This window comes from Ectopseudomonas oleovorans (assembly GCF_003052605.1).
In the GTDB taxonomy this organism is placed as follows: domain Bacteria; phylum Pseudomonadota; class Gammaproteobacteria; order Pseudomonadales; family Pseudomonadaceae; genus Aquipseudomonas; species Aquipseudomonas oleovorans_A.
In genome coordinates, this window is sequence record NZ_QASO01000130.1 from 50,215 (window position 1) to 70,197 (window position 19,983).

A 19,983-nucleotide genomic window follows, 5' to 3' on the forward strand; every position below is an offset into this window, starting at 1 on the left:
GAGGTTCAGGGCATGCCTTACAAACATCAGGTGATTCCGCTTCAGGCCCACGAGGGCAACGAAACCGCCGAGCAGGCGCTGCACAGCATCGTCGATGGCTTCAAGCGCTTTCGCAACGAGGTCTTCCCGCAGCAGGAAGAGCTGTTCAAGAAGCTCGCCACCGCCCAGAACCCACGCGCCATGTTCATCACCTGCGCCGACTCGCGCGTGGTGCCGGAGCTGATCACCCAGAGCTCGCCCGGCGACCTGTTCGTCAACCGCAACGTCGGTAACGTGGTGCCGGCCTACGGGCAGATGATGGGCGGCGTCTCCACCGCCATCGAGTACGCGGTGATGGCCCTGGGCGTGCAACACATCGTCATTTGCGGCCACTCCGACTGCGGCGCGATGAAAGCGGTGCTCAACCCGGCCTCGCTGGAAACCATGCCCACGGTGAAAGCCTGGCTGCGTCATGCCGAGGTCGCGCGCAGCGTGGTGGCAGAGAACTGCAACTGCAGCGACGACAAGGAAGCCCTGGCCGTGCTGACCGAAGAGAACGTGGTGGCGCAGCTCAACCACCTCTGCACCCATCCGTCGGTGGCAGCCAAGCTGGCGCGCGGCCAACTGTTCATCCATGGCTGGGTGTATGACATCGAAACCAGCCAGATCAAGGCCTACGACGCCGAGCTGGGCAGCTTCCTGCCGCTCGATGGCGACAAAATTCCAATGGCAACGCCACGCGCGCGTTTTCCACAGAGCTGATACGCAGGCTCGCGGCTAAAGCCCCTCCCACAAAACGCACCGTGGACGTGGGAGGGGCTTTAGCCGCAATGCTCCTCCTGGAGCTCCATCGCCCAGGCGGCTCCCCCTTCCTTGGTGCGCCTTAGAACTTCTCTCCACGCAGCACTTCCACCTGCGCCAGGTAGCAGACCATGGCGAAGTGATCGTAATAGCGCACCTGCAGATGCTCGGCGATGCGCTCCGCCAATTCGCGGTTGCAGATGATTTCCAGGCGGATGTTGCCTTCGGTGTCCCAGCCGGCGCTGCGCACACCGCGGTGTCCACGGCCACGCGCGTCGGAAATGGTCCAGCCGGGTGCGCCGAGCGCTTCCAGATCGGCCAGCAGGCGCTTCTCCAGCGCCGCCTCGCAGATCACGGTGAGCAGGGTGCGGCTATGTGCGTTCATCTCAGAACCCCCAGGCGATCAGTCGTTCGGCCAGCGTCAGGTACAGCGGTATGCCGATCAGGATATTGAATGGGAAGGTGATGCCCAGCGAGGCGGTCAGCGACAGCGACGGGTTGGCCTCGGGCAAGGCCAGGCGCATCGCCGCCGGCACGGCGATATAGGACGCCGAGGCCGCGAGCGTGGCCAGCATCGCCGTGCCGCCCAGGCTCAGGCCCATGAAGCGCGCCAGCAAGGCGCCGATCAGCGCACCGAACAGCGGCATCAGCAGGGCGAAGGCCGCCAGGCGTACACCGAACTGCTTCAGCGCACCGAGCTGGCCGGAGGCGATCAGGCCCATCTCCAGCAGGAAGAACGCCAGCACCGGCTTGAACATGCTGGTGTACAGCGGCTCCAGCGGCTTGATCGCCTCCTTGCCGGCGATCGCGCCGATCACCAGGCCGCCGAGCAGCAGCATGATGCTCTTGCCGAGGAAGATCTCGCGGCCCAGCTCGCCCCAGTGGGTCTCACGCGAAATGCCCTTGGCCAGGACGATACCGACCAGGATCGCCGGAATCTCCAGGATGGCCACGAACAGCGGCATGTAGCTTTCGAACTCGACGCCCTTGGCCAACATGTAGGCCACCGCCACGGCGAAGGTACCGGCGCTGACCGAACCATAATGCGCCGCCACCGCCGCGGCATTGACGCGGTCGAAGCGCAGGCCGCGCAGCAGGATGAACGCCAGGATCGGCAGCAGCACGCCGAGCGCCAGTACCAGCGCCGACTGACCGAGCAGCTGCAGGCTGGCCTGCTGAGCCAGCTCCACCCCGCCGTGCAGCCCGATGGCCAGCAGGAGGATGATCGACAGCGTCTCGTACAGCGCCGCCGGCAGCTTCAGCTCGCTCTTGAGCAGGCCGGCGACCAGGCCGAAGACGAAAAACAGCACCACCGGATCCAGACCCACTTCAGTTCACCTCCCCTGCGTCTCAGGGTGCGCCGTGCGCACCTGTCACTGTTCACCAAGCGCCCCGGTGCGCACGGCGCACCCTACCCGGACGGCTACCCAACCAAAGGAAAGGGCCATGCCCCGGCACAAGGCGGTGCTGATCGCCCTGTTTTGCCTCGCCACGAAGGCGAAGCGCCGGGGCATGACCGGAAAGCTTAGCCGGCACGCCAGGCTTGGCCCCCGCGCTGGCGAGTCGCAAAGACGCCGTTAGCGTTTTGCACGAGGCCACCGAAGGGGGTGAAGCACATGGATGTGCCGTGCAAAAAAAGGAGCCTTGCGGCTAATGCCAGTCAGTTAAGCCGTTGCACTCGATCTTTGTAGGAGCCGGCTTGCCGGCGATCCGCCATAAAAAGCATCGCCAGCAAGCTGGCTCCTACGAAAAGCGCCCCCCTCTACTGCAAGTAGGAGGGGGTGGTGACGAACTTATCTGATCAGCATTAGCCTTGCGGCCCCCGGGACAAACCTGCGCCCTGGCGCTGAATAAAAAAGGAGCCCGGGTTACGCCCCGTCAAACTTGCCCATCCAACAGGCCGGGCTCCATAGAGGTTAACCTTCGATTTCCACCAGTACTTCGCCCGGATTGACGCGGTCGCCCTTGGCCACGTGAACGGCCTTGACGGTACCGGCAATCGGCGCCTGCACTTCGGTTTCCATCTTCATCGCTTCGGTGATCAGCACCGCCTGACCAGCCTTGACCGTGTCACCTTCCTTGACCAGCACATCGACGATGTTGCCCGGCATGGTGGTGGACACGTCGCCCGGTGCACCGGCCTGCTTGCGCTTGCCAGCGGCGCCTGCGACATATTCATTGAGCGCCTCGAACACCACTTCTTCCGGCATGCCGTCGATGGACAGGTAGAAGTGGCGCTTGCCGTCGCCCTTGACGCCGACACCGGTGATGTCCACGCGGTAGCTTTCGCCGTGCACGTCGACCACGAACTCGGTCGGCACGCCTTCACCGCCGACTGGCGCGGCCTTGCCCTGACCGTTCGGCATGGGCAGCAGCTCTTCCGGCTTGAGGGTGCCGGCCGCGCGCTCTTCGAGGAACTTGCGCCCGATATCGGGGAACATGGCGAAGGTCAGCACGTCCTCTTCGGACTTGGCCAGGCTGCCGATCTCTTCACGCAGGCGCGCCAGCTCGGGCTTGAGCAGGTCGGCCGGGCGCACGTCGATCACTTCTTCGCTGCCGATGGCCTGCTTGCGCAGTTGCTCGTCGACCTTGCCCGGCGCCTTGCCGTAGCGACCTTGCAGGTACAGCTTCACCTCGTTGGTGATGGTCTTGTAGCGCTCGCCGGCCAGCACGTTGAAGAACGCCTGAGTGCCGACGATCTGCGAAGTCGGGGTCACCAGCGGCGGGAAGCCGAGGTCGGCACGCACGCGCGGAATCTCTTCCAGCACTTCGTTCATGCGGTTCAGCGCGCCCTGCTCCTTGAGCTGGTTGGCCAGGTTGGAAATCATCCCGCCCGGCACCTGGTTGACCTGCACGCGGGTATCCACGCCGGTGAACTCGCTCTCGAACTGGTGATACTTCTTGCGCACGGCGTGGAAGTACATGCCGATTTCCTGGATCAGCGCAAGGTCGAGGCCGGTGTCGAACTCGCTGCCCTTGAGCGCAGCGACCATCGACTCGGTACCCGGATGGCTGGTGCCCCAGGCCAGGCTGGAGATGGCGGTGTCGATGTGATCGGCGCCGGCTTCGATGGCCTTGAGCTGGCACATCGAGCCGAGACCAGCCGTGTCGTGGCTGTGGATGAATACTGGCAGGTCGACTTCGCTCTTCAGTGCCTTGACCAGCGCGAAGGTGGCGTAAGGCGTGAGCAGACCGGCCATGTCCTTGATCGCGATGGAGTCGATACCCATCGCCTGCATGGCCTTGGCCTGGGCAACGAAGGCCTCGGTGGTGTGCACCGGGCTGGTGGTGTAGGCGATGGTGCCCTGGGCGTGCTTGCCGGCAGCCTTCACTGCCTCGATGGCCACGCGCAGGTTACGCACGTCGTTCATCGCGTCGAAGATGCGGAACACGTCGATGCCGTTGACCGCGGCCTTGGCCACGAACGCCTTGACCACGTCATCGCTGTAGTGGCGGTAGCCGAGCAGGTTCTGCCCGCGCAGGAGCATCTGCAGGCGGGTGTTGGGCAGCGCGGCCTTGAGCTGGCGCAGGCGCTCCCAGGGGTCTTCCTTGAGAAAGCGCACGCACGCGTCGAAGGTGGCGCCACCCCAGACTTCCAGCGACCAGTAGCCGACGCGGTCGAGCTTGTCGCAGATCGGCAGCATGTCCTCGGTGCGCATGCGGGTGGCCAGCAGCGACTGGTGGGCATCGCGCAGGACGGTATCGGTAACGGTGATCTTCTTGCTCATGATGTCCCCTACAGGCCCGCGTGGGCAGCGATGGCGGTGGCGATGGCGATGGCCAGGTGCGACGGGTTGCGCTTGATCGAGTATTGGGTCAGTTCCGGGTGGCTTTCGACGAAGCTGGTATTGAACTGGCCGCTACGGAATTCCGGATTACGCAGGATTTCCTGGTAGTAGGGCGCGGTGGTGCGCACGCCCTGCACGCGCATGTCGTCCAGCGCACGCAGGCCGCGGTCCATCGCCTCTTCCCAGGTCAGCGCCCAGACGATCAGCTTCAGGCACATCGAGTCGTAATAGGGTGGAATGGTGTAGCCGGTGTAGATCGCCGTGTCGGTGCGCACGCCGGGCCCGCCGGGCGCGTAGTAACGGGTGATCTTGCCGAACGAGGGCAGGAAGTTGTTCTTCGGGTCCTCGGCGTTGATACGGAATTGCAGGGCATAACCGCGGTGGATGATGTCTTCCTGCTTGACCGACAGCGGCAGACCGCTGGCGATGCGGATCTGCTCACGAACGATGTCGATGCCGGTGATTTCCTCGGTGATGGTGTGCTCCACCTGCACCCGGGTGTTCATCTCCATGAAGTACACCTCGCCTTCGGCGAGCAGGAACTCCACGGTACCGGCGTTCTCGTAGCCCACGGCCTGCGCCGCACGCACGGCAAGGTCACCGATATAGGCGCGCTGCTCGGGGGTGAGCTGCGGGCTGGGGGCGATCTCGATGAGTTTCTGGTTGCGGCGCTGGATCGAACAGTCGCGCTCGTACAGGTGCACGGTATTACCGAAGCTGTCGGCAAGAATCTGCGCCTCGATATGCTTGGGATTGACGATGCACTTTTCCAGGAAGACTTCCGCGCTGCCGAAGGCCTTGGTCGCCTCGGAGATCACGCGCGGGTAGGCCTGCTCCAGTTCCTCGCGGCTGTTGCAACGGCGAATGCCGCGACCGCCGCCACCGGAGGTGGCCTTGAGCATCACCGGGTAACCGATGCGCTCGGCCTCGCGCAGGGCCTCGGCCAGGTCGGCGACGTTGCCTTCAGTACCGGGGGTGACCGGCACACCGGCCTTGATCATGCTGCGACGCGCTTCGGTCTTGTCGCCCATGCGACGGATGACTTCTTCGCTCGGCCCTATGAATTTGATCCCACGTTCGGCGCAGATCTCTGCAAGTTCGGCGTTCTCGGACAGAAAGCCATAGCCGGGGTGCAGCGCATCGCAACCGGTTTCCACGGCCAGATTGACCAGCTTGCGCGGGTTCAAATAGCCGGCCAGCGGGTCTTCACCAATGCTGTGCGCTTCGTCGGCACGCTTGACGTGCAACGCATGGCGATCCGCGTCGGAGTAGATCGCCACCGAGCGGATGCCCATCTCGGCGCAGGCCCGCACGATGCGGACGGCAATCTCACCACGGTTGGCGATCAGTATTTTTCTTATCACGATCCAATCCTCAGCGCAGAGCTGCAAGGGCCGCTGCAACAGTTGGTTGCAAACGTGGTGAAACCCTATCCGGCTATACGAATTAACAAAAATGAATAATTATTTGATCGTGCATAAGTAATTACTTATGAATTGACCGAACGAGGACAAAACCGTGCGTAAAACCCTGCTGCGCATGACCTTGCGCCAACTCCAGGTATTCCGTGCCGTGTGCGAGCACGGCTCCTACAGCCGCGCGGCCGAGGACATGTCACTGACGCAACCGGCCGTGAGCCTGCAGATTCGTCAGTTGGAGGAGCTAGTCGGTCAGCCCTTGTTCGATTATGTCGGCAAGAAGCTTTACCTGACCGAGGCAGCCGAGGCACTCAAACGGGCCAGCAGCGATATTTTCGGCCGCCTGGAAAGCCTGGACATGCAGTTGTCGGACTTGCAGGGCTCGCTCCAGGGGCAACTCAATCTGTGCGTGGAGTCCAGCGCAAAATATTTCATCCCTCACCTGTTCGCCGATTTTCGCCGCCATTACCCGGAAGTTATCCTCAACCTTACCGTGGTCAACCACGCCTTGGTGGTCCGCCGCCTGACCCAGAGCCGCGACGACCTGATGATCATGAGCCAGGTGCCGCAGGATCTGGCGTTGGACTTCATGCCCTTCCTCAACAACCCGATCATCGCCGCGGCGCCGCCGGATCACCCCTTGTGCGAGGCGGACAGCCTGCAGTTGCAGGACCTCACCGCCTATCCCCTGCTGATTCGCGAAAGCGGCTCAGGCACTCGTCGCGCCTGCGAAGAGTACTGCCACCAGAAACGTGCACACTTCCCCAACACCCTGGAGATCGGCTCGCTGGAGTCGCAGCGCGAGGCGGTGCTCGCCGGCCTCGGCATTGCCCTGCTCCCACGCCATGCCGTGCGTCTGGAGCTGCAACACGGCCTGCTGCGCGAGCTGCCGGTGGTAGAGCTGCCCTTACAGCGCAGTTGGTGCGTGGTGAATATCCGCGGTCGGCGCCTGTCCCCGGTAGCGCAGGCCTTCGTCGACTTCATCCGCACCGAGCGCGCGCAGATCGTCAAACTGGCCGAGCGCTTCCAGCCCAGCCACACAGGATCGGGCAAGAATCTCGCAGGATCGGCCTAACCCTTCTTAACTGATATACGGGACATTGGCATCCTGGGATCGCTCCACCAAAACCTGCCTGGGAGAAACCTATGCTGTCGGGAATCAGCGCCCTGCTCGGCGCCCTTCGCGCTCTGGAGCGCGACAACGGCCAGGCCGTGCTCGCCACCGTGGTCAAGGTCGAAGGCTCGGCCTACCGCCGCCCCGGTGCGCGCATGCTGATCCCGCTCTACGGCGGCACCGTGGGCACCATCAGCGGCGGTTGCCTGGAGTCCGAAGTGGCGAAGAAGGCCTGGTGGCTGACTGATAGCGGCGAAGCCGTGATCCGCCGTTACAGCACCGCCACCCAGGACGACGATGACGATCAGGACGCCGCACTGACCTTCGGCCTTGGCTGCAACGGCACCGTGCACGTATTGCTCGAACGCCACAGCGCGGAAAAGCCGCTGGCGGTGCTCGAGTTGCTGCGCAAGGTGCGTGAAAGCGGCCAGGCCGGGGCGGTCGCCACGGTGATCGGCAGCTATCGCAACGCCCGTGTACGCGTGGGCGAGCGTCTGTATCTGCATCCATCACTGAGCGACGGCAGCCGCCTACTCGATTCCGCACTCGACGCCGAGGTTCGCGCCGATCTGCAACGAACCCTGACCGATGGCCGCTCCTCGCTGCGCAGCTACCGTGATGAGCGTGGCGAGATCGAGGTGTTCTGCGAATACCTGGCGCCACAGCGGCGCCTGGTGATCTTCGGCGCCGGGCATGATGCACAGCCGCTGACGCATATGGCCAAACTGCTGGACTGGCACGTCAGCGTGGTCGATGGCCGCGCCCATTTCGCCCGCGCCGAGCGCTTTCCCGACGCAGATACGGTGCTGCAGGTCGATGCACGCCCACCCTACGACCTGCACACGCTCACCGACGGCGCCATGGTGGCGATCATGAGCCACAGCTACAGCCAGGATCGCCACTGGCTGGGCAGCGTGCTGCAGGGCACGCCGGCCTATATCGGCCAACTGGGGCCACGCGATCGCACCGAACGGCTACTGGACGAGATCCGCCAACACAGCCCGCACTTGCCGGCGTTGGAGTGCCTGCACTACCCGATCGGCCTGGACATCGGCGGCGATACGCCGGAGAGCGTGGCCACGGCGATTCTCGCCGAGATGACCGCCGCCATTAACCTCCGTGCAGGCGGCATGCTCAAGCATCGCCAGGCGGCGATCCACACGCCAACACCACTGGACTGCAGCGAGATCGTGCCGGCGACCAGGCTAAGTGCATCCTGATCCCCGGATTGCATCGAGGCCACAGACTCGTAGGGTGGGCTAAAGCCCACCCTACGGCTACTTGCCCGCCATCTCCGTAGGAGCGGCTTCAGCCGCGATCACCTGGCTCGCCGCTATAGCGGCTCCTACGAAGAGCGATACCGCGAGAGACCTCAGATCTACCCCTGGCGCAATTCTGTGGCAGGGCTTTGGCCGCAAACGCCCCCAGCTGCCCCATAAACACGAACGCCCGGGATTACCCCGGGCGTTCGTGTTTCCAGTATCGGACGTCAGGCCTTGATCTGCGCCGGGAATGGCAGCTTGCGCAAGCGCACGCCAGTGGCCGCGAACAGGGCGTTGGCCAGGGCCGGCGCCAGCGGTGGCACGCCCGGCTCACCGACACCGGTAGGATTCGCCGCCGACGGCACGATATGCACCTCGACCTTGGGCATCTCGTTCATGCGCAGCACCTGGAAGTCGTGGAAGTTCGATTGCTCGACCCGCCCTTCCTTCAGGGTGATTGCGCTGTGCCGAGCAGCCGCCAGGGCGAAGCCAATGCCGCCTTCCATCTGCGCCTTGATCACATCCGGATTGATCGCGATGCCACAGTCCACGGCGCACACCACGCGATCCAGACGGTAGCTGCCATCGGCCTTCACCGTGACTTCGGCGACCTGGGCCACGAACGAGCCGAACGACTCGTGCACGGCAATGCCACGCCCGCGCTTCTCGCCCTCGGCACCCGCCGCCAGTGGCTTGTCCCAGCCGGCCTGCTTGGCGGCCAGCTCCAGCGCACCGCGGTGACGCGGATGACTTTCCAGCAACGCATGACGGAAGGCGTAAGGATCCTGCCCTGCAGCGACGGCGGCCTCATCGATCATGGTTTCGGCGACGTAACCGGTGTGGGTATGACCGACCGAACGCCACCACAGCACCGGCACCTTGATATTGCTCGGCGTGCTCAGCTCCACCTGCAGGTTGCGCACCGCATAGGACAGGTTGGCGAGACCCTCGACCGAGGTATGGTCGATGCCTTCCTTGATCATGAAGGGCTCCATCGAGGTACCGGTCATGATCGACTGCCCAACGATACGGTTGTGCCAGGCCTGCAGCTTGCCGGCCTGGTCCAGGCCGATGCGCACGCGGTGCAGGTACAGCGGCCGGAAATAACCGCCACGAGTATCGTCCTCACGCGTCCATACCATCTTCACCGGCGCGTCCACGCCCTTGTCACGCGCGGCCTTGGTAATCGCCACCGCCTCCAGCAGGTAGTCCGACACCGAACTGGCGCGGCGACCAAAGCTGCCGCCGGCATACAGCTGGGTCAGCGACACCTGCTCGGGCGTCAGGCCCAGGTAGCCGCTGATGATGGTTTGGTCGACGGTCTGAAACTGCTCGCCGTTCCAGATTTCGCAGCGGTCGCTGGAGAGTTTCACCAGGCAGTTCATCGGCTCCATCGCCGCGTGCGCCAGATAAGGAAACTCGTAGTCGGCCTCGACGGTTTTCGCCGCCTGGGCCAACGCCGCATCGGTATCGCCCTTGCTCGTGGCCGGCAGGCCTGGCTTGCCCGCATCGTCGCGGTATTGCGCGAGAATTTCCTCGCTGCCCAGGGTGAAGGCCTGGCTCTCGTCCCACTCGATCACCAGCGCATCGCGGCCCTGGCGCGCCGCCCAGGTGTTCTTCGCCAACACGGCGACGCCCGAACGACCGTGGGGCAGATCGCGAAACTCCACCACCTCGACCACGTCACGCACGGCCTTGGCCTTGCTGCTGTCGACCGAGCGCGGCACGCCGCCGAAGCGTGGCGGATAAGCAACCATGGCCACCAGCATGCCGGGCAGCTTGAAGTCCTGGGTGAAGATGGCGCTGCCATCGGTCTTGTCGGTGCTGTCCTTGCGGCGCAGCTCGAGCTTGCCGATCAGCTTGAAGTCCTTGGGGTCCTTGAGTTGCACCTGCTCCGGCACCGGCAGTGATGCCGCCGCCTCGACCAGATCACCGAAGCCGGCACTGCGACCTGAACCGGCGTGACTGACCACGCCCTTGTCGACGCTGATTTCACTTACCGGCACGCTCCAACGCTGCGCGGCAGCCGCCACCAGCATGGCCTTGGCGGTCGCACCGGCATTGCGCATCTGCTCCCAAGAGTTGGCCATGGCGGTGCTGCCGCCAGTGCCCTGCATGGGGCCGAAGGCGAGATTGTTGTAGCGTTTCACATCGGCCGGCGCGCCTTCGACGCGTACCTTGTCCCAGTCGGCATCCAGCTCTTCGGCGAGCAGGGTGGCCAGGCCGGTGTAGCTGCCCTGGCCCATTTCCAGGTGTTTGGCCAGAACGGTCACCGTGCCATCGAGGTCGATGCGCACGAAGGCATTCGGTTCCAGCGGGCCACCTGCCGCCAGCGCATCCATACCGCGCATCAGCGGCGCGAAGAAGATGCCCAGCGCCAGGCCACCTGCGCCCTTGAGCAGGGTGCGACGGCTGACATTGAGGATGCCGCGAGTCGCGCTATCGGGGGTTTCGATCTTGCCCATGTCTATGCGCCTCCTCAGGTCAGTTTGCCGGCAGCTTCGTGAATGGCGGCGCGAATCCGCACATAGGTGGCGCAGCGGCAGATGTTGCTGCTCATGGCCGCGTCGATATCGGCATCGCTCGGCGCCTTGTTGCTGTTCAGCAGCGCCGTCGCCGCCATGATCTGCCCGGACTGGCAGTAGCCACACTGCACCACGTCGAGCTGGCGCCAGGCGTCCTGAACCACCTTGCCCACGGCGTCTTCGCCGACCGCCTCGATGGTGCTGATGCGCTTGCCGACCACCGCCGATACCGGGGTGACGCAAGAGCGGGTCGGCTGGCCTTCGACGTTCACCGTGCAGGCGCCGCACAAGGCCATGCCACAGCCGTACTTGGTGCCGGTGAGATTGGCGACGTCGCGCAACGCCCAGAGCAGCGGCATGTCATCGGCCACGTCCAACTCATGGTCCTTGCCATTGAGATTCAGGGTAATCATGGTCTACCCACCTTGTTCTGATGGTGTCTGATGGTTCCGGCATGGCTTGCCGGTGGTCACGGTCAACCCCGCACACAGGGGGCCAGGTCATCACTGTAGTGGGCACAAAAGCACCTGTCGCCGCCGACCACAGAGATCGGCAGAACCGGGCAATAAGTTCGTAGAATCGGGCAAGCTCACTGCCCTGCCCGCAGGCAGGGCAACAAGAAAGTCAGGCGGCGCGGCGCGAATCAGGTTCGCCGTGCTGAAGGTAGCTGGCGGAAAGCAGCTCGGGGAAGTCGGCAAGCTCGCGTTGCAGCTGGCACTGCTCGGCATAGTGCTCGATGGCCCGGCGATAGGCCATGCGGCGCTGGTCTTGCAGTTTGCGCCGGGTCTTGGCGTCAGGTTGGTCGTGCAGTTGCGCGTCATCGAAGATACGAGGCATCTCGGTTCTCCCGGAACGAGGACTGGAGTACCCAGCTTCGCCCGAGGAGATGACGCTTTGACGGCGTGAAGATGAACAGGCGATGAACCCGTTCTCTCAATCCTCGCTGTTACGCAGCGATTTCGGCGACAGACGCAGACTGCGCAGACTGCGCTTGACGCTCTTGAGGTGGTTGACCAGGCTCGGCCCGCGCGCCATGGCCACGCCCATGGCCAGCACATCGATCACCACTAGGTGGGCGATACGCGAGGTCAGCGGGGTGTAGATTTCGGTGTCTTCCTGCACGTCGATGGCCAGGTTGACGGTCGACAGCTCCGCCAGTGGCGTCTGGCTAGGGCACAGGGTGATCAGGCTGGCGCCGGACTCACGCACCAGGTTGGCGGTGATCAGCAGGTCCTTGGAACGGCCGGACTGAGAGATGCACACCGCCACGTCGCCCGGCTGCAGGGTCACCGCACTCATCGCCTGCATGTGCGGGTCGGAATAGGCCGCGGCGTTGAGCAGCAGGCGGAAGAACTTGTGCTGAGCGTCGGCAGCCACCGCGCCGGATGCACCGAAACCATAGAACTCCACGCGCTGCGCGTTGGAGCAGGCGGCGATGGCGCGCTGCAGCGCCTCGGGGTCGAGCTTCTCGCGCACCTCCATCAGCGTATGCAGGGTGGTGTCGAAGATCTTCAGGCTAAAGTCGGCGACCGAGTCATCCTCGTGAATCGCGAACTGACCGAAGCTGGCCCCGGCAGCCAGACTCTGCGCCAGCTTCAGCTTGAGGTCCTGGAAGCCACTGCAACCGATGGCGCGGCAGAAGCGCACGATGGTCGGCTCGCTGATGCCGACGCTGTGCGCCAGTTCGGCCATGGAGCTGTGCATCACCGATGCAGGATCGAGCAAGACGTGATCGGCCACCTTGAGCTCGGACTTGCGCAGCAGGTGGCGCGACTGGGCGATGTGTTGCAACAGATTCACTGAGATAGGCTCTATGCAGAAAAGGGTCTACCGCGGCACTCGGCGGGTCATAGCTCGGTTATGATCGGCGGGCGGCGGTTGTAGTGACCTTGTAGTTATACTACATAGCTCGCGCTCGCGCACAGCCAAGCCACTGCCAATTCGCTGAACGAACGTTCCGGCAAAGGGGCGCAGCCGATCTTTTCACTGCCTCTTTGCTGCAAACGCAGGTAGCTTGCAACGGCCTGCCATAACGAGTCGGAGTCTTCCCTTGAGCATCCCCTGCGACATGCTGGTCTTCGGTGGTACGGGCGATCTGGCCCTGCATAAACTGCTGCCAGCGCTTTATCACCTGCATCGCGAAGGACGCCTGCACGCTGATGTGCGCATCCTCGCCCTGGCCCGCAGCAGCCACACCCGCGAGGCCTACCAGGCCCTGGCCGAGCGTCACTGCCGCGCTCAGGTGGCGCGCGCCGATTTTGCCAACGAGACCTGGGCCAGCTTCGCCGCACGCCTCGACTACTTCGCCATGGATGCGGCGCAAAGCGCCGATTTCGGCCGCCTGGCCAAGCGCCTGGGGCGTGATGACGAGCGCGTACGGGTCTATTACCTGGCCACCGCACCGAGTCTGTTCGAAGCCATCGCAGCGCACCTGGCCAACGCCGGCCTGGCTGGTCCTGCCGCGCGCATCGTGCTGGAAAAACCCATCGGCCACTCGCTGGAATCGGCCCGCGCGATCAACGCCGCCATCGGCGCCGTGTTCGACGAGGCGCGGGTGTTTCGCATCGACCATTATCTGGGCAAGGAAACCGTGCAGAACCTGATGGCGCTGCGCTTCGCCAACGCCCTGTTCGAGCCGGTGTGGCGCGCTGGGCACATCGATCACGTGCAGATCAGCGTGTGCGAAACCCTGGGCGTGGAAAACCGCGGCGGCTACTACGACAAGGCCGGCGCCATGCGCGACATGATCCAGAATCACCTGCTGCAACTGCTCTGCCTGGTGGCCATGGAGGCGCCGGTGCGCTTCGACGCCGACGCGGTGCGCAACGAAAAGGTGAAGATCCTCGAAGCGCTGAAACCCATCTCCGGCCTCGACGTGCAGGACAAGACCGTGCGCGGCCAGTACACCGCCGGCAAGATCGGCGGCCACGACGTGCCCGCCTACTACTTCGAGAAGAACGTCGACAACGACAGTGATACCGAGACCTTCGCCGCCGTGCAGGTTGAGATCGACAACTGGCGCTGGGCCGGCGTGCCCTTCTACCTGCGCACCGGCAAACGCCTGGCGAAGAAGGCCTCGGAGATTCTGATTCAGTTCAAGCCCGTGCCGCACCGCCTGTTCAACGATGGCGAAGCCAACCAGTTGCTGATCCGCCTGCAACCGGAAGAGCGCATCAGCCTGCAACTGATGGCCAAGAACCCCGGCAAGGGCATGCACCTGAAACCGGTGGAGCTGGACCTCAATCTGGCCAATGCCTTCAACCAGCAACGTCGCTGGGATGCTTACGAGCGCCTACTGCTCGACGTGATCGAAGGCGACTCGACGCTGTTCATGCGCCGCGACGAAGTGGAGGCGGCCTGGCAATGGGTCGACCCGATCCTGCAGGGCTGGCACCAGCACTACCAGAGCCCGCGCCCCTACCCGGCCGGCAGCGATGGGCCGGAACAACTGCAACACCTGCTGGAGCGTCACGGCCGGCATTGGGCGGAGTGATCCGCCCTGATTACTCAGGCGGGCTTGCGGCGCCCATGCAGCAGCACGACCACCAGCACAAGCATCCCCAACACCCCCGCTCCGACGAACAACCCCTCATACCCCAACGCCTTGGCCAGCACCCCGCTGCTGGCCCCGACGAAGCCGGACAGCAGTAACTGCGCCGAGGCCTGCAGGGTGAAGTCGGCGCCTTCGTGTTCGGGGCGACACATGCGCATCATCGCGGCGAACAGGGCGACGGTAGACATGCCGTCGGCCACCTGCTCGAACAGCGTCACGGCATAGACCAACCCGGTATTGGCGCCCTGCCCCACCAGTAAAGCCAGGGCGGCGATACCGATCGCTTGCAGGGCGCCGAACAGGATCAGCGCACGCAGCACGCCGATGCGCGCGTAGAGCAGGCCGCCGAGCAAGGCGCCGCCGATGCCGGCCAGGCTGCTGATCAGGGTCAGTTGGCCAAGCGCGCCCGTGCTCCAGCCCTGATCCACCAGCATCGGCTTGATCATCGGCGAGCCGAGCGAGTCGCCCAATTTGAAGGTCAGTACCACAGCCAGCCACAGCAGCATGCCGGGTTGCGCCAACAGGCCACGGTAGTGATCCAGTAGCAGGCGCGGGCCGAGGGCGTTTTCAGCCAGAGCGGGCTGGAACGGCAACACGCGGCGCTCGGGAAACAGCCAGATCGGTACGGTCATCAGCAGGATCAGGCCGGCCACCAGCCCCACAGCCAGGTTCCAGCCCAACGGGTCGATCACCAGCAACAGGCCGCTGCCGCTGACGATCATGCCAACCTTGTAGCCGCCCACCTGCAGGCTATTGCCCAGGCCACGCCAGCGTTCGGGCAGCAAGCGTACGGTGAGCCCGTCGGTGGCGATGTCCTGGGTCGAGGCCAGCAGGTTGATCAGCAGCAGCAAACCAAGCAACAACCACAGGCCGGAGCCGAACAGCGTCTGCGGAGCGAGCAGCGCCAGTGCCGCGACACAGGCGATGACGCCGCTTTGCAGCGGCAGGATCCAGCCACGGTGATGGCCAAGTCGGGGTGAGGCCAGACGATCGATCCAGGGTGCCCACAACACCTTGAGCAGCCAGGGCAGCGCCAATAGTTTGAGCAGACCGATCAGCGCCAGGTCGACGCCATGCTGGCGCAACAGCACCGGTAGCGAGTGGGCGATCAGACCGGATGGCAAACCCTGAGCACAATAGAGCGAGGCCAGCAGCACCAGCGTGGCGTTGGACGGGCGAGGTGCAGTGGGCGACATGACGGGCGCTCGCGGCAAAAGCGCAAGCCTAGTGGTTTGCGCATGCGGGCGGCAACGAGGCGGTGGTTACAGTTCGTAGCGCGGCGAGTCGCGGCTGAAGCCCCTCCCACAAAAGCCTGGCCAGCCCGCGGTCTGGATGCAATCCGGGGCGCTTCAATCGCGAATGAATTCGCTCCTACACAGGGCCTGCCGCTGGACTCTCCAATGCGTGTCCTACAGGCTATTCAGGCACTCGCTCAGGCCGCCAGCCAGATTCTCCAGCAGTTGCTCGTAACCGCTGGCGTCGACCGGCAAGGCGCCGCCCAAGGCATCCAGTTCCGCCAGTTTCACCGGCAAGCCTGCGGTCAGGGTTTCAGCCAGACGCGGGCGCAGCGGCGGTTCGCTGAATACGCAGCTCGGGCCAGCCTGCTGCAGGCGCTCGCGCATGGCAGCGACATGCCGCGCACCCGGTTGTACCTCGGTCAGCACGCTGAACACGCCGGCGTGCTTGAGGCCGTAGGCAGCCTCGAAATAGTCGAAGGCCTCGTGGAAAACGAAGTACGGCTTGCCTTGCAAGGCGGCCAGTTGCGGGCGAATACGGCCATCGAGCACATCCAGACGAGCTTCGAAGGCTTTCAGGTTGGCGGCGTAACGCCCGGCATTGGCGGTATCCAGCTTGGCCAGGTCTGCCGCCATGCGTGCGGCGATGACCTTGGCGTTGTCTGCTGCCAACCACAAATGAGCATCCAGGCTACCCGGGCGGTGGTCGTGATCGTGGCCCAGGTCGTCGCCAGCATGTGCGTGCTCGTGATCATGATCGTCGTGATCGTCTTCCTCATGACTCTCGCCGAAATGACGCAGGGTCATACCGGGCAGGTCCTGCACGGCTACCTGGGGCTTTTCACGGCTACCCAGCACGCGCGGCAGGAAGGCTTCCATGTCCGGGCCGATCCAGTACAGCAGGTCAGCATCACGCACACGCCGTACGTCGGACGGGCGCAACGCATAGTGGTGCGGCGAGGCACCGGGCGGCAGCAGCACCTCGGGTTCGCCAACGCCGTCCTGCACAGCCGCGGCGATCAGTTGCAGCGGCTTGATACTGGTCAGCACACGCACCTCGGCTTGGGCGCTGGCGACGAAAAGCAGGGTAAAGAGACAGAAAAGACGCAACACGGGGCATACTCGAATGGCATTGAACAGGTAATATAATAACGTCTCTCACTCGCTGCGTCCTTGCCCATGACCGACACACCCCTGGCTGCACGCCCTCATGACCACTCTCGCTGCGTCAGCCATGCCCTGGCCGAGGCCGAAGCCATCTGCGCGCGCCAGGGCCTGCGCCTGACTGCTCTGCGCAAACGCGTGCTGGAACTGGTCTGGGCCAGTCACAAGCCACTCGGCGCCTATGACATCCTCGGCGTATTGAGCGATGAAGACGGTCGCCGCGCGGCGCCGCCCACGGTGTACCGCGCACTGGATTTCCTGCTGGAAAACGGCCTGGTACACCGCATCGCATCACTTAACGCCTTCGTCGGCTGCAGCCATCCCGAGCACCCGCATCAGGGCCAGTTCCTAATCTGCCGAGCGTGCCATGCGGCGACCGAACTGGAACAAGCCACCATCAGTCAGGCCATCGTCGACAGTGCAGCCGGCGTCGGCTTCGTCGTCGAGGGTCAGACCGTGGAAGTCGTCGGCCTGTGCGCCGGCTGCAAGGGCACGGCATGAGCGACGCGCTAATCCGCCTCGACGGCGTCGCTGTCAGCTTCAACGGCCAGCCGGTGCTGGATAACGTGCAGCTCAGCGTACAGCCCGGCGAGATCGTCACCCTGATCGGCCCCAACGGCGCCGGCAAGACCACCCTGGTGCGCGTGGTACTCGGCTTGCTCCAACCCGACAGCGGCAACGTGCGCCGAGCGCCGCGCCTGCGCATCGGCTACATGCCGCAAAAACTCCACGTCGACGCGACCCTGCCGCTCTCGGTGCTGCGTTTCCTGCGCCTGGTGCCTGGGGTGGATCGCAAGCGCGCTCTGGCAGCACTGGCCGAGGTCGGTGCCGAGCAGGTGATCGACAGCCCGCTGCAGAGCATTTCCGGTGGCGAGATGCAGCGCGTACTGCTGGCCCGCGCCCTGCTGCGCGAGCCGCAGTTGCTGGTGCTCGACGAGCCGGTACAAGGCGTCGACGTCGCCGGCCAGGCCGAGCTGTATCGGCTGATCTCGCGACTGCGCGAGCGCCATGGCTGCGGCGTGCTGATGGTCTCGCACGATCTGCACCTGGTGATGAGCGCCACCGATCAGGTGGTCTGCCTCAACCGCCATGTGTGCTGCTCGGGGCACCCGGAGCAGGTCAGCGGCGACCCGGCCTTTATCGAACTGTTCGGCCAGGACGCCAAGAGCCTGGCCGTCTACCACCACCATCATGACCACGATCACGACCTGCATGGCGGCGTGGTCAAGCCCGGCCTGACCATCCACGGCCCGGCTCATGTTCACGGCCCTGGTTGCAAACACTGATGCCCGATTTCCTCCTCAACGCCCTGCTCGCCGGCCTGGCGCTGGCCCTGGTAGCCGGCCCGCTCGGCTCCTTCGTGGTCTGGCGGCGCATGGCCTATTTTGGCGACACGCTGTCCCACGCGGCCCTGCTCGGCGTGGCGCTGGGCCTGCTGCTCGACGTCAGCCCGACCCTCACCGTGACCGTCGGCTGCGTGCTGCTCGCCGTGCTGCTGGTGACCCTGCAGCAGCGCCAGCCACTGGCCTCCGACACCCTGCTGGGTATCCTCGCCCACAGCACCCTGTCACTGGGCCTGGTGGCGCTGAGCTTCATGCATGACGTGCGCATCGACCTGATGAGCTACCTGTTCGGCGACCTGCTCGCCGTCAGCCCTACCGATCTGGCCTGGATCATGGGTGGCAGCGCGCTGGTGCTGGCAGTGCTGGCCTGGCTGTGGCGGCCACTGCTGGCGATCACCGTGCACGAGGAACTGGCGCGGGTCGAAGGCCTGCCGGTGGCCGCGATTCGCCTGGCGCTGATGCTGCTGATCGCTGTGGTAATCGCCGTGGCGATGAAGATCGTCGGCGTGCTGCTGATCACTTCCCTGCTAATCATCCCCGCCGCCGCCGCCCAGCGCCACGCACGCACGCCGGAACAGATGGCCGTCGGCGCCAGCTTGCTCGGCCTGCTGGCGGTGTGTTGCGGCCTGGCGCTGTCTTGGTATCAGGACACACCAGCCGGGCCGTCCATCGTAGTCAGCGCTGCTGCGTTGTTCCTGGCCAGCTTTGCGCTGCCCAAGCGCAACAGCTGATGGCGCGCTCTGCGTAGCCGATCAAGATGAAATCAGCGGTACGAACCTGTATGATTGCGCGTTTTTTGCACAATTCGAGACGCGTAGTTATGAAGTCGTTCGCTTTTCGTGGTCTTCCGCTTATTCTGGTTCTACTTCTGGCCGGTTGCCAGAACACCCAGCAGCACAGCGTGCCGCCGGTCGATGATCTGGTCATCGCCTTCCGCCAGCTCGACCTGAGCCTGGCCGAAGAGCGTCTCGACGATGCGCGCAGCCAGCTCAGCGCGCTGCAGCAACGCGCCAGCCGCGACACACGCCTGGAGCAGTACCAGCGCCAGCTGGCCGAGGCCTATATGGAACAGGGCCGCGAAGCACTGCAGCAGGGCGACCTGGATCGCGCCGCGCAGTCCTTGGGCCAGGCCCGCAGCCTGATGCCACAGGCGCCGGCTCTGAGTCACGACCTCAACCAGGCCATCGACAGCGCACGCACGGCACGCCAGACGGCCGCCGAACAACAGGCGCGCGATGCTGCCGCCAAGCTCGATGCCGAGCGCCAGGAACAACTGCGTCAGCAGCGCCTGGCCAGTGAGCACCAGGCTGCAGCCAAGGTAGCAACGGCTCAGGCAGCGGCGAGCCAGCCGGCCCCCGTGGTCGAGAGCACACCTAAAGCACGTCTGATCGACCCAAGCGCCGCCACCAGCGTCGTGGCGTTGCCTATGCTGGACAGCCAGGACAACGAAAACCTGCGCCGCCTGCTCGACGGCGTCGCCGCCGACGTGGTGACCTTTCGCTGTGCGGTGCGCATCGAAGTGCGCGAGGCCAAGGATTACCCCTGGGTCGCGGCGCTGCTCTCGGCGCGGATCAAGAAGCTCGACCCGAGCTTCCGTCCGCAGTTGAGCCAGAAGATCGCGCCACAACAGGTACCGCGCCTGCTGTTGAGCCCAAAGCGCAACTGATGTCTGTCGCTTATCGGTAATGCCATTTTGTAATAACCATAGGCCAACAAAGATTTTCTCGGCCTAAACACCGCCGGGTAAACTAGCGCCCTTTTGCGCCCCACCCGGCGCCCGAAGGCCGGCCCCTTCCACCTG

Annotated in this window: 18 protein-coding genes; 8 read left to right on the top strand and 10 right to left on the bottom strand. The window is 64.5% G+C overall.

The window, feature by feature from the left end; translation table 11 throughout:
• Positions 1-12: 12 nt before the first annotated feature.
• On the top strand, positions 13-741 hold the full coding sequence (locus tag DBO86_RS23490; RefSeq protein WP_003464702.1) for a carbonic anhydrase: 729 nt from the start codon (positions 13-15) through the stop codon (positions 739-741).
• Positions 742-862: 121 nt separating this feature from the next.
• Here the strand turns inward: DBO86_RS23490 and DBO86_RS23495 are convergent, their stop codons facing one another.
• From DBO86_RS23495 to DBO86_RS23510, 4 genes are all read right to left on the bottom strand, one after another.
• On the bottom strand, positions 863-1,165 hold the full coding sequence (locus DBO86_RS23495; RefSeq protein WP_017676155.1) for a P-II family nitrogen regulator: 303 nt from the start codon (positions 1,163-1,165) through the stop codon (positions 863-865).
• 1 nt (position 1,166) lies between these two features.
• Positions 1,167-2,108, bottom strand: a complete 942-nt coding sequence (locus tag DBO86_RS23500; protein ID WP_108235007.1) for a sodium-dependent bicarbonate transport family permease — start codon at positions 2,106-2,108, stop codon at positions 1,167-1,169.
• Between the two features lie 588 nt (positions 2,109-2,696).
• Positions 2,697-4,508, bottom strand: coding sequence for a sodium-extruding oxaloacetate decarboxylase subunit alpha (gene oadA, locus DBO86_RS23505; protein ID WP_108235008.1), 1,812 nt, complete (start codon positions 4,506-4,508; stop codon positions 2,697-2,699).
• Positions 4,509-4,516: 8 nt separating this feature from the next.
• A complete protein-coding gene (locus tag DBO86_RS23510) occupies positions 4,517-5,932 on the bottom strand; it encodes an acetyl-CoA carboxylase biotin carboxylase subunit (RefSeq protein ID WP_108235096.1) in 1,416 nt (471 codons plus the stop codon).
• A gap of 154 nt (positions 5,933-6,086) precedes the next feature.
• Here DBO86_RS23510 and DBO86_RS23515 point away from each other — a divergent pair, with 154 nt between their 5' ends.
• Complete coding sequence (locus DBO86_RS23515; RefSeq protein WP_108235009.1) at positions 6,087-7,061, top strand: LysR family transcriptional regulator; 975 nt, start codon at positions 6,087-6,089, stop codon at positions 7,059-7,061.
• A gap of 71 nt (positions 7,062-7,132) precedes the next feature.
• Positions 7,133-8,320 (top strand): XdhC family protein, encoded by a 1,188-nt coding sequence (locus DBO86_RS23520; protein ID WP_108235010.1) that lies wholly within the window; start codon positions 7,133-7,135, stop codon positions 8,318-8,320.
• 269 nt (positions 8,321-8,589) lie between these two features.
• Here the strand turns inward: DBO86_RS23520 and DBO86_RS23525 are convergent, their stop codons facing one another.
• From DBO86_RS23525 to hexR, 4 genes are all read right to left on the bottom strand, one after another.
• Complete coding sequence (locus DBO86_RS23525) at positions 8,590-10,827, bottom strand: xanthine dehydrogenase family protein molybdopterin-binding subunit (RefSeq protein WP_108235011.1); 2,238 nt, start codon at positions 10,825-10,827, stop codon at positions 8,590-8,592.
• A 14-nt stretch (positions 10,828-10,841) separates the two neighbouring features.
• On the bottom strand, positions 10,842-11,300 hold the full coding sequence (locus tag DBO86_RS23530; RefSeq protein WP_003464715.1) for a (2Fe-2S)-binding protein: 459 nt from the start codon (positions 11,298-11,300) through the stop codon (positions 10,842-10,844).
• A 211-nt stretch (positions 11,301-11,511) separates the two neighbouring features.
• On the bottom strand, positions 11,512-11,724 hold the full coding sequence (locus DBO86_RS23535; RefSeq protein ID WP_003464717.1) for a PA3496 family putative envelope integrity protein: 213 nt from the start codon (positions 11,722-11,724) through the stop codon (positions 11,512-11,514).
• A 96-nt stretch (positions 11,725-11,820) separates the two neighbouring features.
• Positions 11,821-12,687 (bottom strand): transcriptional regulator HexR, encoded by an 867-nt coding sequence (gene hexR / locus DBO86_RS23540; RefSeq protein ID WP_003464720.1) that lies wholly within the window; start codon positions 12,685-12,687, stop codon positions 11,821-11,823.
• Between the two features lie 268 nt (positions 12,688-12,955).
• Here hexR and zwf point away from each other — a divergent pair, with 268 nt between their 5' ends.
• A complete protein-coding gene (gene zwf / locus DBO86_RS23545; protein ID WP_425266820.1) occupies positions 12,956-14,380 on the top strand; it encodes a glucose-6-phosphate dehydrogenase in 1,425 nt (474 codons plus the stop codon).
• Between the two features lie 14 nt (positions 14,381-14,394).
• Here zwf and DBO86_RS23550 read toward each other — a convergent pair whose 3' ends face one another.
• Complete coding sequence (locus DBO86_RS23550; RefSeq protein ID WP_084341960.1) at positions 14,395-15,636, bottom strand: MFS transporter; 1,242 nt, start codon at positions 15,634-15,636, stop codon at positions 14,395-14,397.
• Positions 15,637-15,849: 213 nt separating this feature from the next.
• Positions 15,850-16,788, bottom strand: a complete 939-nt coding sequence (znuA, locus tag DBO86_RS23555; protein WP_108235013.1) for a zinc ABC transporter substrate-binding protein ZnuA — start codon at positions 16,786-16,788, stop codon at positions 15,850-15,852.
• 66 nt (positions 16,789-16,854) lie between these two features.
• On the opposite strand from znuA, the gene DBO86_RS23560 reads away from it, so the two are divergent.
• From DBO86_RS23560 to DBO86_RS23575, 4 genes are all read left to right on the top strand, one after another.
• Entirely contained in the window at positions 16,855-17,340 is a 486-nt protein-coding gene (locus DBO86_RS23560; RefSeq protein WP_074855791.1) for a Fur family transcriptional regulator, read from the top strand.
• A complete protein-coding gene (gene znuC / locus DBO86_RS23565; RefSeq protein WP_084341962.1) occupies positions 17,337-18,125 on the top strand; it encodes a zinc ABC transporter ATP-binding protein ZnuC in 789 nt (262 codons plus the stop codon). Before DBO86_RS23560 ends, znuC begins: the two co-directional genes overlap by 4 nt.
• Complete coding sequence (gene znuB / locus DBO86_RS23570; RefSeq protein ID WP_108235014.1) at positions 18,125-18,913, top strand: zinc ABC transporter permease subunit ZnuB; 789 nt, start codon at positions 18,125-18,127, stop codon at positions 18,911-18,913. Before znuC ends, znuB begins: the two co-directional genes overlap by 1 nt.
• A gap of 89 nt (positions 18,914-19,002) precedes the next feature.
• Positions 19,003-19,848: a PA5502 family lipoprotein gene (locus DBO86_RS23575; RefSeq protein WP_108235015.1), complete on the top strand. Its 846-nt coding sequence runs from the start codon at positions 19,003-19,005 to the stop codon at positions 19,846-19,848.
• Positions 19,849-19,983 lie beyond the last annotated feature (135 nt).